Source organism: Mycobacterium ahvazicum (assembly GCF_900176255.2).
Taxonomy (GTDB): Bacteria; Actinomycetota; Actinomycetes; order Mycobacteriales; family Mycobacteriaceae; genus Mycobacterium; species Mycobacterium ahvazicum.
In genome coordinates this window covers 1202259-1215773 of record NZ_FXEG02000002.1, presented here as the reverse complement: position 1 = coordinate 1215773, position 13515 = coordinate 1202259, and the positions used below count along the sequence as shown (strand labels likewise).

Below are 13515 nucleotides of genomic sequence, written 5' to 3'. Positions count from 1 at the left end.
CGCCGTCGGGGCAAATCGGGCGGTGTGCGGGCTAGACGGTCGGCGCGGCCGGTAACGGTCCACGCGCCGCTTCGTAGGCGGCACCGACGCGATAAAGGCGATCGTCGGCCAGCGCGGGCGCCATGATCTGCAGGCCCACCGGTAGCTGGTCGTCCGGCGAGAGTCCCGACGGCACCGACATTCCGCAGTGCCCGGCCAGGTTCAGCGGCAACGTGCACAAGTCGAACAGGTACATGGCCAGCGGATCGTCGACCTTCTCCCCCAGCCGGAACGCGGTGGTCGGGGTCGTCGGCGACACCAGCACGTCGACGGACTTGTAGGCCTCGTCGAGGTCACGGGCGATCAGGGTGCGCACTTTCTGCGCCTGGTTGTAGTAGGCGTCGTAATAGCCCGCCGAGAGCGCGTAGGCGCCAATCATGATGCGGCGCTTGACTTCTGGACCGAAGCCGGCCGCCCGGGTCAGCGCCATCACTTCCTCGGCGCTGTGGCTGCCGTCGTCACCGACCCGCAGCCCGTAACGCATCGCGTCGAAGCGCGCCAGGTTGCTCGACACCTCCGACGGCAGGATCAGGTAGTAGGCGGCCAGCGCGTGATCGAAATGCGGACAGTCGACTTCGCTCACCTCGGCACCCAGCGCGGTCAGCTGTTTGACCGCCTCCTCGAACGACGACAGCACTCCGGGCTGATAGCCTTCGCCGCGCAGCTGCGAGACCACACCGATTCGCACGCCGCTCAGATCGCCTGCGGCACCGGCGTTAGCGGCGCCGACCACGTCGGGCACCGCGGCATCGACCGAGGTCGAGTCCATCTGGTCGTGGCCGGCGATCACCCGATGCAGCAGCGCCGTGTCGAGCACGGTGCGCGCGCAGGGGCCGCCCTGATCCAGCGACGACGCGCAGGCCACCAGGCCGTAGCGCGACACCGTGCCGTAGGTGGGCTTGACCCCGACGGTCGCGGTCAGCGCGGCCGGCTGACGGATCGAGCCCCCGGTGTCGGTGCCGATGGCCAGCGGCGCCTGGAAGGAGGCCAGCGCCGCGGCGCTGCCCCCGCCGGAGCCGCCGGGCACCCGCTCGAGGTCCCACGGGTTGCGGGTGGGGCCATAGGCGGAGTTCTCCGTCGACGAGCCCATCGCGAACTCGTCCATGTTGGTCTTGCCCAGGATCGGGATGCCCGCCGCACGCAGCCGGGCGGTGACGGTGGCGTCGTAGGGCGAGCGCCAGCCCTGAAGGATCTTGGATCCGCAGGTGGTGGGCATATCGACGGTCGTGAACACGTCTTTGAGCGCCAGCGGAACGCCGGCCAGCGCCGAGGGCAGCTGCTCCCCGGCCGCCACCGCCTCGTCGACCGCGGCCGCCGCCGACAGCGCCTCGTCAGCCGCGACGTGCAGAAACGCGCCGTACCGGTCATCGGACGCCGCGATCCGGTCCAGGTATGCCTGGGTGACCTCGACCGACGACAGCTCCTTGGCGGCGACCTTGGCAGCCAGCGTCGCGGCGTCGGAACGGATGATCTCGTTCACTCGCTGTCTCCGAGGATCTGCGGGACGGCGAAGCGGCCGTCGACGGCCGCGGGCGCCGCGGCCAGCGCCTCCTGCTGCGTCAGGCTGGGCCTGGTCTCGTCGGGGCGGGTGCCAGTGGCGTCTTTCAAGACGTCCTTGAGCGGGTTGTCGGTCGGCTCGACGCCGGTGACGTCGACCGCCTGGATCTGGCTGACGTGGGTCAGGATGGCGTCGAGTTGGCCGGCGTAGCTGTCCAACTCGGTATCGGTCAATGCCAGCCGGGCCAGCCTGGCCAGGTGCGCGACCTCGTCGCGGGAGATCTGGGACACGAGCGAAAAGCCTATCGGTGCTGCGGTCACGCGCGTGCAGCTGGCACCCACCCTGCGGAAATGCCGGACGCGCGGCTCTGTGCGACAGTGGGCGCGTGCCGTCGTATCTGTTGCGCATCGAGCTCGTCGACCGCCCGGGAAGCCTGGGCGCGCTGGCGGTTGCACTCGGTTCGGTGGGCGCCGACATCCTGTCGCTCGACGTCGTCGACCGCAGCGCGGGGTATGCCACCGACGACCTGGTCATCGAACTGCCCGCCGGCGCGATGCCCGACACGCTGATCACGGCGGCCGAGTCCCTCAACGGCGTCCGGGTGGACAGCGTGCGCCCGCACACCGGTCTGCTGGAAGCGCATCGCGAGCTGGAACTTCTTGACCACGTCGCCGCGGCCAAGGACAAGGCGGCGCGGCTGCAGGTGCTGGCCGACGAGGCACCCCGGGTGCTGCGGGTGAGCTGGTGCACGGTGTTGCAGGGCGCCGAGGGTGAGCTGCGGCGCCTCGCCGCCAGCCCGGGGGCGCCCGAGACCCGTGCGGTATCGGCCCCCTGGCTGCCGATCCAGGAGGCCGCGACGCTGGACGGCACCGCCGAGTGGGTGCCGCAGGCCTGGCGCGACATGGACATCACGATGGTCGCCGCGCCACTGGGTGACCCGCAGACCGCGGTGGTGCTGGGCCGTCCGGGCCCCGAATTCCGGCCGTCGGAGGTGGCCCGCCTGGGTTACCTGTCCGGCATCGTGGCCACCATGTTGCGCTGAATCAGCGCGCGGCCACCGGGGGTTTGGGTGCCGCGGCATCGCCGTCTTCCCACAGCAGCAGCTGACGAACCGCCGGACGCGGACCGTAGGGCCGCAGCATCGTGCTGGCCGGACGCGGACGCACCCGTTGCGGCCACCAGAACCAGCGCCCGAGAATCCTTGCGACAGAAGGCGTCATGAATGAGCGCACGATCAGCGTGTCGAACAACAAGCCCAGCCCGATCGTAGTCCCGATCTGACCGAGCACCTGGAAACCACTGAAAACAAACGCACACATCGTGACGGCGAAGACGATGCCGGCCGAGGTGACCACCGACCCGGAGCCGGCCATCGCCCGGATGATGCCGGTATTGAGACCGGCATGGATTTCTTCTTTGAACCGGGAGATCAACAGCAGGTTGTAGTCCGAACCGACCGCCAGCAGCAAGATCACCGCCAGTGCCAGCACGACCCAATACAGCTCGATACCAAACATGTATTGCCACACCAGAACTGACAGCCCGAACGAAGCGCCCAGGGATAGCGCGACGGTGCCGACGATGACCAGCGCGGCGATCAGGCTGCGCGTGATGATCATCATGATCAGCAGGATGAGGCTCAACGCGGCGAATGCCACGATCATCAGGTCGTACTTGGCGCCCTCTTGGATGTCCTTGTACGTCGCGGCGGTGCCGCCGAGATAGATCCCCGAGTTCGCCATCGGCGTGCCCTTCAAGGCCTCGTGCGCGGCCTTCGCGATCGGGTCGATGTGCGAAATACCTTCGGTGGTAGCGGGATCGCCGTCATGCGTGACGATCATGCGGGCGGCCTTACCGTCGGGTGAGAGGAACAGTTTGAGCCCGCGTTTGAAGTCGGGGTTGTCGAACACCTCTGGCGGCAGATAGAAGGTGTCGTCGTTCTTGGCGGCGTCAAACGCCTGCCCCAGCGCCGTCGAGTTCTCCAGCGCACGCGCGTTCTGGGCGTAGATGCCGGACAGCGTGGCGTAATTCGCCAGTGTCAGATCGCGATTGGTCTCCTGGCTTTGAATCTGGGGCGGTATCAACGCCACCAGCTTTGGTTGCAGTGCGTCGAGTTTGTCCAGCGAAGCCGTCAGGTTCTCGAATTTTTCGGTCAGCTGGTCGATGCCGTCGAGGGCGTCGAACAGCGACCTGAACGCGAAGCAGGCAGGAATGTCGTAACAGTGCTTCTCCCAATAGAAATAGCTGCGAATCGGCCGGAAGAAGTCGTCGAAATTCGCGATCTTGTCGCGTAGGTCTTTGATCGTCGCGAGCGTATCGCGAAAGCTTTCGGTCTCGTCGTGGGTGGTGCCGGCCAACTGCTGCTGCAGGACGAACTGCTGTCGCAGGATGTCGATCGTCTTCGATAGTTCGTTGGCTTGCTTGAGGGCGTCGTCGGCCCGATCTCGTTGGTAGGTCAGGTTCTGCTGCTGGGCGGCACTCTGATTGCTCACCACGAACGCGAGCGAGCTGTGGACCAGCGGGGTTCCCAACGGCCGGGTGATGGTCTGCACCTGGGCGACCCCGGGGACGTGGAACACGGCCTTGGCCACCTTGTCCAGGATGAGCATGCTGGCCGGATTACGCATGTCGTGATCCGATTCGACCATCAGCAGTTCCGGCTCCAGCCGGGCTCGCGAGAAGTGCTTCTCGGCGGCGGTGTAACCGATATTGGCCGGAGCGTCGGCGGGCATGTAGGGACGGGTGTCGTAGCTGGTCTTGTATCCGGGCAGGGCGATCAGACCGACCAGGGCCAGCGCACTCGCGGCCGCGAGAACGGCGCCGGGCCAGCGGACGATGGCCGTGCCGATCCGCCGCCAACCGCGCGTCTGTATCGCTCGCTTCGGGTCGAAGATGCCGGCCTTGGCACCCAAGGTGAGAATCGCGGGCCCCAGTGTCAGCGCGGCGAACAGCGCCACCAGGATACCCAATGCTGCTGGGATTCCCAGACTTTGGAAGTACGGCAGCCGGGTGAAGCTCAGACAGGCCACCGCGCCGGCGACGGTGAGCCCGGATCCCAACACGACGTGCGTGGTGCCGTGATACATCGTGTAAAAGGCTTTTTCGCGGTCTTCACCGGTCCCGCGCGCTTCCTGGTAGCGGCCCACGAAAAATATCGCGTAGTCCGTTCCGGCGGCGATCACCAACAGCGTCAGGATATTTGTCGCGTAGGTCGACAGGCCGATGATTCCCTCGTTGCCGAGGAACGCGACAAGGCCTCGGGCAGCTGACATTTCGATCAGCACCGTGGCGAGAACCAGCAGCGTGGTCAGTACCGAGCGGTAAACGAAGAACAACATCAGTGCGATCACCCCGATGGTGATCGTGGTGACCTTCGCGGTGCCCTTGCTGCCCACGTCGAACTGGTCGGAGATCAGCGGCGCGGCGCCGGTCACATAGGTCTTGACGCCCGGTGGCGGCTTCATGTGGTCGATGATGTCGCGGATGGCGCCGACACCCTCGTTGGCCAACGCGGAGCCCTGATTACCCGCGAGGTTCACCTGGACATAAGCGGCCTTGCCGTCGGTGCTCTGCGATCCCGCCGCGGTGAGCGTGTCGCCCCAGTAGTCCTGAACGTGCTCGACGTGCTTTTTGTCCTGCTCGAGCTTGCGAATCATCTCGTCGTAGAAACGATGGGCGTCCGCGCCGAGCGGTTTGTCGCCTTCCAGCACGATCATCGCCGAGCTGTCGGTGTCGAACTCATGGAACGCCTGGCCGATGCGCTTAATTGCCTTGAGCGACGGGGCATCCGGAGAGTTCAGCGCCACGTTGTGGGTCTTGCCCACCTCTTCCAGCTGCGGTACCGCGATGTTGGTGATGGCGGCCAGCGCCACCCAGAAAAGCAGGATCGGCAGCGCGAGCCGTCGGATGTTGCGCGGCACCGCAGGCCGCGTCTGCTGTTCGTTGGTTTGGTTGCTCATCCCGACTTATCCAGACAGAAGGTGTAGGCGTCGACCTTGTTGACGGTGCGTTCGTCTTTGACTTGACCGTTGACGGTGATGCGGCAACCGAGGGTGTCGCCGTTGCCTTGCGCCACGACGTTGGCCACGACCGCGGGCTCCGTCGTGGTGATCGTGAACGACCAGGGCAGCGGCGCGTTCTTGACTTGCTGCGGCTGGGCATTGACGTCCAGGTAGTTGATCGTCGCCACCGCACCCGGCGCACCGAAGACCTCGAGCACCACCTGCTTGGGGTTGAACGGGACGATCTCGTTGGACAGGCCGCTGTTGGCCGAGGTCTTGTAGTTCGAGCCGAAGATCCCGTGCAGGCGGTAGATGCCGAATCCCGCGACGGCGACGACGAGTATCGCGACCAAGACTATCCAGCCCTGCCGAAGCAGGTTGGACATTGAAATCGCCTTCACCCTCGGCCTTTCGATGGTCGGGCGTTCTCGATCACTCTATGACTACGACCGCTGCCCCGCGCAAGGGCGAACGGACGGATCTCACAGTACGGTACTGGACCGTACTGTGACAAGAGACGCGCGCGTACACATTTTCAACAGCCGGACGACGTGCAGGCGGCCGCGTTACCCGGCGGTCCGCGTCAGACCCGGCATCAGGAACTGGTCGACCAGCAGCTGCACCGTCTGGCGCGTGGGCGGCCGGTCGGGAATGAGGGACCGGAAGATGAGATAGCCGGGTAGCAGGTCCCAAAGTTCGTCAACGAAAGCATCTTTGGCGATCTCGCCACGATCGACGGCCCGCTGCATCACGTGCTTGATCAAGGCCTTGCGCTGCTTGAGGAATTGATCCTGCAGGGCCTCGTTGAGCGCCGGATGGCGCGATACCTCGACCATCACCGCGCGGATGGTGCTGGCGTGCTGACGTCCGTGCTCGCCGCACACCTCGCCGAGATTGATCAAATCGTCGCGCAGGCTACCGGTATTCGGCGCGACCGCGACCTGGCGGACACCTTCGATGAAGGCGGCCAGCACCAGTTCGGCCTTCGAGGGCCATCGCCGGTACACCGTGGCCTTGCTGGCGTGGGCAGCACTGGCGACCGCGTCGATCGTCAATTGGTCATAGCCGTGTTCTTGTAGTAGCTGCAACGTCACCGCCAACAGTTCGGCCTCGCGCGGAGACCACGGCGATGGCTCCGTGCACTGATCGGCCGTCTGGGTCATAGCGCCCACCATAAAGCCGGAACACCGGTACGGACCAGTACTGCGCTGTTAATCGGCTGTGTTGTCGGCCGCGGGCCCGTCGGTCAGCAGCCGGCGAAAGCCGTCCTCGTCGAGGATGGGCACACCCAACTCGACCGCTTTGTCGTACTTCGAGCCCGGCGAATCGCCGGCGACCAGATAGGCGGTGTTCTTCGACACCGAACCCGCGGCCTTGCCGCCACGGGACACAATCGCCTCCTTGGCCTCGTCGCGGGAGAACCCGGTCAGCGACCCGGTGACCACGATGCTCAGCCCGGCCAGCGTCCGCGGGGTGCTCGCGTCGCGCTCGTCGGCCATCCGCACGCCCGCCGCCCGCCACTTGTCGACGATCGCGCGGTGCCAGTCGACGGTGAACCATTCGGTGACCGCGGCGGCGATGGTCGGCCCGACGCCCTCGACCGCGGCCAGCTCGTCGGTCGACGCCGACGTGATCGCGTCGAGGCTGCCGAATTCGGTTGCCAGGGCACGCGCCGCGGTCGGGCCGACGTGCCGGATCGACAGCGCCACCAGCACTCGCCACAGCGGCTGCGCCTTGGCCTTGTCGAGGTTGGCCAGCAGCCGCTTACCGTTGGCCGACAGCGTGCCGGCCTTGGTGGTGAACAATTCGGTGCGCAACAGGTCGTCCTCGGTGAGGGTGAACAGGTCTCCCTCGTCGGTGATCACTTCGGCCTGCAGCAACGCGATGGCGGCCTCGTAGCCCAGCCCCTCGATGTCGAAGGCGCCGCGGCCGGCGACGTGAAATACCCTCTCCCGCAACTGCGCTGGGCAGGATCGGGAGTTGGGGCAGCGGATGTCGGCGTCGCCCTCCTTGGCCGGGGCCAGCAGGGTGGCGCATTCGGGACAGTGGGTGGGCATCAGGAATTCGCGTTCGGTGCCGTCGCGCAGATCGGCGACCGGGCCCAGCACTTCGGGAATCACGTCGCCGGCCTTGCGGATCACCACGGTGTCGCCGATCAGCACGCCCTTGCGTTTGACCTCGGAGGCGTTGTGCAGGGTGGCCATTTCGACCGTCGAACCCGCGACCTTGACGGGCACCATGACCGCGAACGGTGTGACGCGTCCCGTCCGCCCGACGTTGACCCGGATATCCAGCAGCTTGGTCTGCACCTCTTGCGGCGGGTACTTGTACGCGATCGCCCAGCGCGGCGCTCGCGAGGTCGACCCCAGCCTGCGCTGCAGTGCGAAGTCGTCGATTTTGACGACGACACCGTCGATTTCGTGATCGACGTCGTGGCGGTGCTCTCCCCAGTAGGAGATCCGTTCCAGCGCACCCCCGGCGTCGGGGACCCGGGCGGTGTGGCCGGAGACGGGCAGCCCCCAGGCGCCCAGCGCCAGGTAGGCGTCGTGCAGACTGGCCGGCCGAAATCCCTCGGCATGCCCGACGCCGTGGCAGATCATCCGCAGTTTGCGGCGAGCGGTCACCGCGGGATCCTTCTGCCGCAGCGAGCCCGCGGCGCTGTTGCGCGGGTTGGCGAACGGGACCTTGTTGTCTTCGACCAGGGCGGCGTTGAGCGCCTCGAAGTCGGCGACCCGGAAGAACACCTCGCCGCGGACCTCGAGGACGTCGGGAATCGGGTAGTCGTCGCTGGGCGTCAGCCGTTCCGGGACATCCTCGATGGTGCGCGCGTTGTTCGTGACGTCCTCGCCGGTGCGGCCGTCACCGCGGGTGGCCGCGCGGACCAGGCGGCCACCGCGGTACACCAGAGCCAGTGCGACGCCGTCGATCTTGAGCTCACAGAGGAAGGGCACGTCATGGCCGACCTCGGCGTGGATGCGGGTGGCCCACACGTCGAATTCCTCAGTGCTGAACACGTTGTCCAACGAGAGCATCCGTTCCAGATGCTCGGCCGAGGTGAAATCGGTGGCAAATCCCGCGCCACCGACCAGCTGTGTCGGTGAATCGGGGGTGCGCAGCTCGGGGTATTGCTCCTCGAGAGCGCCCAGCCGGCGCAGCATGTCGTCGAAATCGGCGTCGGAAATGACCGGCGCATCGCGCACGTAGTAGCGAAACTGGTGCTCACGCACCTCGTCGGCCAATTCACGCCATTGACGCCGGACCTCGGGCGCGACAGGGTCAGCTTCTGGCGAACTCACCTTGGCAGGCTATCGAAGGGTGGGGACAGTGCCCGCCGGTGACGCCCGGTCGCGTCTGCCGTACCAGCAACCAGGAAAAGCCGACGTGTCCTTTGTGCCCGCCTCACAGCGACAATCGGAGCACGCGGGCGGTCGCCGCGAGAGTTGTCGCTCGGAGGCGGGCAAAAAGGTACAGGTCCGGTTACCGCGACGGGTGCGGCGGATGTGACAAGCGGCTCGCCACCTAGATGGCGTCGGGGTCCTCGGCGAACGCCTCGGCGGCCTTGCGGGCCAGCTCGATCGCGGTGCGGGCCCACTGTGGCGTCGCATTGGCCAGACCACATGCCGGGGTGACGCCGATGCGCTCGCGCAGCGCCGAGCGGCCGAAGCCGAGCCGATCGGTCACCGCGACGAGGGCCGCGGCCACCTCCTCGGCCGCGGGCCGGCGTTGCGGAGCGGTGGCGGCCACCACGCCCAGCATCACCGCGCGACCCGATTCGACGAACGCCGCGATCCCGTCCAGGTCCGCGGGCCGCAGCGTTGCGGCGTCGACCGATATTGCGCTAGTCGCACTGCGCGCCAACAGATCCCACGGCAATCCGGCCGCGCAACTGTGCACCACCACCTCGGCGCCCACCGCCTGCGCGCAATGGTCGAGCAGCCCTTGAGCCACCGACTCGTCGAGCGCGGCAACCGGACTCAGTGCGGTGACTCCGCTCAGCTGGCCACCCAGCGCCGCCGGCAACGACGGCTCGTCGAGTTGCACGACCACCGGTGTGTCGAGGCGGCGCGACAGCGCGGCACGATGGTCGGCAACACCCTCGGCCAGCGACGCCGTCAGGTCGCGCACCGCCCCCGGGTCGGTGATCGCCCGGTGGCCGTTGGACAGCTCCAGCCCGGCGGCCAGTGTGATCGGGCCCGGCGCTTGCACCTTGACCACCCGTCCGCCACCACGCAGGCCCGCCGTCTCCCAGGCTTCCTCGAGGGCATCCATGTCCTCATCGAGGAGGCTGACGGCCCGGCGGGTCACCGCGCCGGGCCGACCGGCGATGCGGTAACCACGCGGCACGGTGTCGATCGCCACATCGACGAGCAGCGCGCCGGCCCGCCCCAGCAGGTCGGCGCCCACTCCCCTGGCGGGCAGCTCGACCAGGTGAGCCATCGCGGCCGCCAACTCACCGACGACGACCTCCGTCGCCGGCCGTATCGCGATGCCGGGCCATGAACCGACGCCGCTGGCCGTCGCGAACGGAGAGGCGAAAACACTCACCCGGCAACCGTATTCGACGTCGCATCACGAGCGGGCGGCCAGGGGTGTGTTGTGGCCGGCCAACACGGCTAGGCTCGGGGGTTTAGAGGGGTGCAAAACGGTGTGGCGCAAGGCAAGATTCGCGTGGCCGCTGCTGATGTGTGGCGCGGTGGTGCTGAATGCGGCGTGCACCCGGGTGGTGGACGGCGCGGCAGTGCCGGGGTTCACCGGCGGCGCCAAGGGCATCAACGGGGTCAATGTCGACACGATCCTGCTGGACCAGGCGAGGATGCAGGCGATCACCGGCGCCGGCGAGCACCTGTCGATCATTCCGTCGATGGACGGACGCACCCCGGTCGACATCGACACGCTCGCCGACACCACGCCGCGCGCCTGCCGGTTCCTGTTCGCCGAGACCGCGACGTTCGGGCCCGACATCGAGGAGTTCCACAAGACCACGTTCCAGGATCCGCCTGACGGCGCCCTGATCTCTGAAGGCGCCGCGGCCTATCGCGATGGCGCGACCGCGCAGCACGCCTTCGCCGCACTGGTGTCGACGGTCACCGACTGCGCGAACGGCTCGGCCGGCGAAGCATTCGTCGGCGACTGGAAATCCGATGCCAGCTCGCTGCACCTGGGTCCGGGCGGCTGCGGCCGCGACTACCGGGTCCAGTCGGTGGCGTTGGTGGAAGTCACCTTCTGCGGCTTCCCGCAGTCGGTCTCCGACATCGTGATGACCAACATTGTCGCCAACTTCCCGCGGTAGATTTCGCTAACCTGCTTATGCGACAGGGGTTTTCACCAGTGCGCCGTGGTCTCCAACGCGAAGTTCTGGTGGCCGCACTGGACCCACATCGCGACATGCAGGGCCGTGACAGCCGCGGAGACCGCCAAAGCGGTGATCGCCAGCGCAAAGCCTTGCTCCGCACGGCGCCTGACCTGCCAGATGCCGGCAAGAGCGAGAACGCTGCTCAGGATCGGGCTGCCGTACATGCCCATGATGCTGAGCACGAACGCCGCAATGGCAAGGCCGTTGGTCTGTACTGCCTGCGCCTGCGCGGTGATGTGGTTGTCGTTCATCGTCATTCGTTCCTTCCCCGCTCAGGGGTCGATCAATTACGAGACGAATGTTCTCCGCAAGCTCTTGGAAAATCCTTGGAAGCCGCAGCGATGGCCGCTGAGCAGGGGAATCAGCGCGAGGTGCCGGCAATGGTGGCGCTGCCGAGCACCTCGTCGCCGGCCGGATCCGGGCGATACAGCACGACGGTCTGACCGCGCGCCACCCCGCGCAGCGGGACGCGCAACCGCACGCAGAGCTCGTCGCCGACCAATTCGGCCACCGCACTCGCGGTTTCGCCGTGGGCCCGCACCTGCACGGCGCACTCGATCGGCCCCGCCGGTGCGGCTCCCGCGGTGAAGACCGGGTCCCGTCCCGTCAGCGCATGCACTTCGAGATCGGCGGCACTGCCCACCTGCACCGTCGCGGTGTCGGCGTCGATTGCCGTCACGTAGCGCGGCAGACCGTCCGGCCCCGGCCCGGCGATGCCCAGGCCCTTGCGCTGACCGATCGTGAAACCGTGCACGCCGTCGTGATTGGCCAGCACCGAGCCGTCGGAACCCACGACGTTGCCGCGGCGCACCGCGATGCGCTCCCCCAGAAACGCCCGGGTGTCCCCCGACGGGATGAAGCAGATGTCATGGCTGTCCGGCTTGTCGGCGACGGCCAGACCGCGACGAGCCGCCTCGGCCCGGATCTGCGGCTTGGGGGTATCCCCGATCGGAAAAGCGGCATGGCGCAACTGCTCTGCGCTCAGCACCGCCAGCACGTAGGACTGATCCTTGTCGTGGTCGACGGCGCGGCGCAGCCGGCCTTGCGACAAACGCGCGTAGTGGCCGGTGACGACCGTATCGAAGCCCAGGGCCAGGGCACGCGCCGACAGTGCGGCGAACTTGATGCGCTGATTGCAGCGCACACACGGGTTGGGCGTCTCGCCACGCGCGTAGGACGACACGAAGTCGTCGACCACGTCTTCGGCGAACTTCTCCGCGAAATCCCAAACGTAGAAGGGGATTCCGAGTACATCGGCCACGCGGCGCGCATCCGAAGCGTCCTCTTTCGAGCAGCAACCCCGCGAGCCGGTGCGCAGCGTGCCGGGCGCCGACGACAGCGCGAGGTGCACGCCGACCACGTCATGTCCGGCATCGACCATCCGAGCCGCGGCGACCGACGAATCGACGCCGCCGCTCATTGCGGCAAGAACTTTCACCCCGACGCCCCCGCGGCGGCAAGCGCCGCGCGCCGGGCCCGATCCACCGCGGCCGGCAGTACCCGCAGCACCTCGTCGACGTCGGCATCGACACTGGTGTGGCCCAGCGACAACCGCAGCGATCCCCGCGCGGTCGCGGCGTCGGCACCCATCGCGATCAGCACATGTGAGGCCTGCGGAACTCCGGCGGTGCACGCAGAACCGGTCGAGCATTCGATTCCGTTGGCATCCAACAACATCAACAGAGCGTCGCCTTCACAGCCACGAAAAGTGAAGTGGGCGTTGCCGGGAAGTCGCGAATCACGGGATCCGTTGAAGCCGACGTCGTCGATCTCGGCCAGCACCCCCTCGACCAGCCGATCACGCAGGGCGCGCAGCCGTGCGCTGTTGGCCTCGAGGCCGTCCACGGCGAGCCGCATCGCGGCGGCCATTCCGACGGCACCGGCGACATCCGGCGTGCCGGAACGGATGTCGCGCTCCTGTCCGCCGCCGTGCAGTAGTGGCGCACAGGCCACGTCTCGGCGCAACAACAGCGCACCGACCGCCTGCGGCCCCCCGAACTTGTGCGCGGCGACGCTCATCGCCGACAGCCCACTCGCGGCGAAGTCGACGGGCAGCTGCCCAACGGCCTGCACGGCGTCGCTGTGCATCGGAACGCCGAATTCGGCTGCGACCGCGGCGAGTTCGGCGATGGGCATGATGGTGCCGACTTCGTTGTTGGCCCACATCACCGAGACCAGCGCGACGTCGTCCTGACTCTCCAGCAGCTCCCGCAGCGCGGCAGCCGACACCGAGCCGTCGGCGGCCGTGGGCAGCCAGCTCACCTGGGCGCCCTCATGCTCGACGAGCCAGTCGACCGAATCCAGCACCGCGTGGTGTTCCACCTGGCTGGTGATGATGCGCAACTGACGCGGATCGGCCTCGCGGCGGGCGCGGTAGATGCCCTTGACGGCCAGGTTGTCGCTCTCGGTGCCGCCCGCCGTGAAAATCACCTCGGACGGCCGCGCGCCCAACTTGTCCGCGATCAGCTCGCGGGACTCCTCGATGCGGCGCCGCGCCGTGCGACCGCTGGTGTGCAGCGACGAGGCGTTGCCGACCATGCCGAACACGGCCGTCATCGCCTCGATGGCAGCGGGGTGCATCGGGGTGGTGGCAGCGTGATCGAGGTAGACCATGACGCGCCCCA

12 protein-coding genes are annotated in these 13515 nt (G+C 67.4%); 2 read left to right on the top strand and 10 right to left on the bottom strand.

What is annotated here, in order from left to right; all coding sequences use genetic code 11:
* Positions 1 to 31: 31 nt before the first annotated feature.
* Positions 32 to 1519: an Asp-tRNA(Asn)/Glu-tRNA(Gln) amidotransferase subunit GatA gene (gatA, locus tag MAAFP003_RS08080; protein WP_096285928.1), complete on the bottom strand. Its 1488-nt coding sequence runs from the start codon at positions 1517 to 1519 to the stop codon at positions 32 to 34.
* The gene (gene gatC / locus MAAFP003_RS08075; protein WP_096285926.1) at positions 1516 to 1827 is read right to left on the bottom strand and encodes an Asp-tRNA(Asn)/Glu-tRNA(Gln) amidotransferase subunit GatC; all 312 of its coding nucleotides are present in this window, start codon (positions 1825 to 1827) and stop codon (positions 1516 to 1518) included. Before gatC ends, gatA begins: the two co-directional genes overlap by 4 nt.
* A 95-nt stretch (positions 1828 to 1922) precedes the next feature.
* Between gatC and MAAFP003_RS08070 the strand changes: the two genes are divergently transcribed.
* Positions 1923 to 2579, top strand: a complete 657-nt coding sequence (locus MAAFP003_RS08070) for an ACT domain-containing protein (protein ID WP_096285924.1) — start codon at positions 1923 to 1925, stop codon at positions 2577 to 2579.
* 1 nt (position 2580) lies between these two features.
* Here MAAFP003_RS08070 and MAAFP003_RS08065 read toward each other — a convergent pair whose 3' ends face one another.
* The 5 genes from MAAFP003_RS08065 to MAAFP003_RS08045 all read right to left on the bottom strand — a co-directional run bounded on the left by MAAFP003_RS08065 (position 2581) and on the right by MAAFP003_RS08045 (position 10083).
* Entirely contained in the window at positions 2581 to 5496 is a 2916-nt protein-coding gene (locus tag MAAFP003_RS08065) for an MMPL/RND family transporter (RefSeq protein WP_096285922.1), read from the bottom strand.
* A complete protein-coding gene (locus tag MAAFP003_RS08060; RefSeq protein ID WP_207768485.1) occupies positions 5493 to 5924 on the bottom strand; it encodes an MmpS family transport accessory protein in 432 nt (143 codons plus the stop codon). Before MAAFP003_RS08060 ends, MAAFP003_RS08065 begins: the two co-directional genes overlap by 4 nt.
* Positions 5925 to 6104: 180 nt before the next feature.
* Positions 6105 to 6713 carry a TetR/AcrR family transcriptional regulator gene (locus tag MAAFP003_RS08055; RefSeq protein WP_207768484.1) on the bottom strand — a complete coding sequence of 203 codons (609 nt, stop codon included), beginning with the start codon at positions 6711 to 6713 and terminating at the stop codon, positions 6105 to 6107.
* A 36-nt stretch (positions 6714 to 6749) separates the two neighbouring features.
* The gene (gene ligA, locus MAAFP003_RS08050; protein WP_096285918.1) at positions 6750 to 8834 is read right to left on the bottom strand and encodes an NAD-dependent DNA ligase LigA; all 2085 of its coding nucleotides are present in this window, start codon (positions 8832 to 8834) and stop codon (positions 6750 to 6752) included.
* Positions 8835 to 9057: 223 nt separating this feature from the next.
* Positions 9058 to 10083, bottom strand: a complete 1026-nt coding sequence (locus tag MAAFP003_RS08045) for a uroporphyrinogen decarboxylase/cobalamine-independent methonine synthase family protein (protein ID WP_096285916.1) — start codon at positions 10081 to 10083, stop codon at positions 9058 to 9060.
* Between the two features lie 136 nt (positions 10084 to 10219).
* On the opposite strand from MAAFP003_RS08045, the gene MAAFP003_RS08040 reads away from it, so the two are divergent.
* Positions 10220 to 10828: a sensor domain-containing protein gene (locus tag MAAFP003_RS08040; RefSeq protein WP_096290967.1), complete on the top strand. Its 609-nt coding sequence runs from the start codon at positions 10220 to 10222 to the stop codon at positions 10826 to 10828.
* A gap of 32 nt (positions 10829 to 10860) precedes the next feature.
* On the opposite strand, the gene MAAFP003_RS08035 is transcribed toward MAAFP003_RS08040, so the two are convergent.
* The 3 genes from MAAFP003_RS08035 to MAAFP003_RS08025 form a co-directional block, all read right to left on the bottom strand.
* Positions 10861 to 11148: a DUF4190 domain-containing protein gene (locus MAAFP003_RS08035; protein ID WP_096285914.1), complete on the bottom strand. Its 288-nt coding sequence runs from the start codon at positions 11146 to 11148 to the stop codon at positions 10861 to 10863.
* A 104-nt stretch (positions 11149 to 11252) separates the two neighbouring features.
* Positions 11253 to 12329 carry a tRNA 2-thiouridine(34) synthase MnmA gene (gene mnmA, locus MAAFP003_RS08030; protein ID WP_096285912.1) on the bottom strand — a complete coding sequence of 359 codons (1077 nt, stop codon included), beginning with the start codon at positions 12327 to 12329 and terminating at the stop codon, positions 11253 to 11255.
* Entirely contained in the window at positions 12326 to 13504 is a 1179-nt protein-coding gene (locus tag MAAFP003_RS08025; RefSeq protein ID WP_096285910.1) for a cysteine desulfurase family protein, read from the bottom strand. The genes mnmA and MAAFP003_RS08025 overlap by 4 nt, the downstream gene beginning before the upstream one ends.
* Between the last annotated feature and the right edge of the window lie 11 nt (positions 13505 to 13515).

Coding starts and splice junctions, on each gene's coding strand:
- MAAFP003_RS08065 (WP_096285922.1), bottom strand. CDS start 5,496: ATGAGCAACCAAACCAACGAACAGCAGACGCGGCCTGCGGTGCCGCGC.
- MAAFP003_RS08060 (WP_207768485.1), bottom strand. CDS start 5,924: ATGTCCAACCTGCTTCGGCAGGGCTGGATAGTCTTGGTCGCGATACTC.
- MAAFP003_RS08055 (WP_207768484.1), bottom strand. CDS start 6,713: ATGGTGGGCGCTATGACCCAGACGGCCGATCAGTGCACGGAGCCATCG.
- MAAFP003_RS08040 (WP_096290967.1), top strand. CDS start 10,220: ATGTGTGGCGCGGTGGTGCTGAATGCGGCGTGCACCCGGGTGGTGGAC.
- MAAFP003_RS08035 (WP_096285914.1), bottom strand. CDS start 11,148: ATGACGATGAACGACAACCACATCACCGCGCAGGCGCAGGCAGTACAG.
- MAAFP003_RS08025 (WP_096285910.1), bottom strand. CDS start 13,504: ATGGTCTACCTCGATCACGCTGCCACCACCCCGATGCACCCCGCTGCC.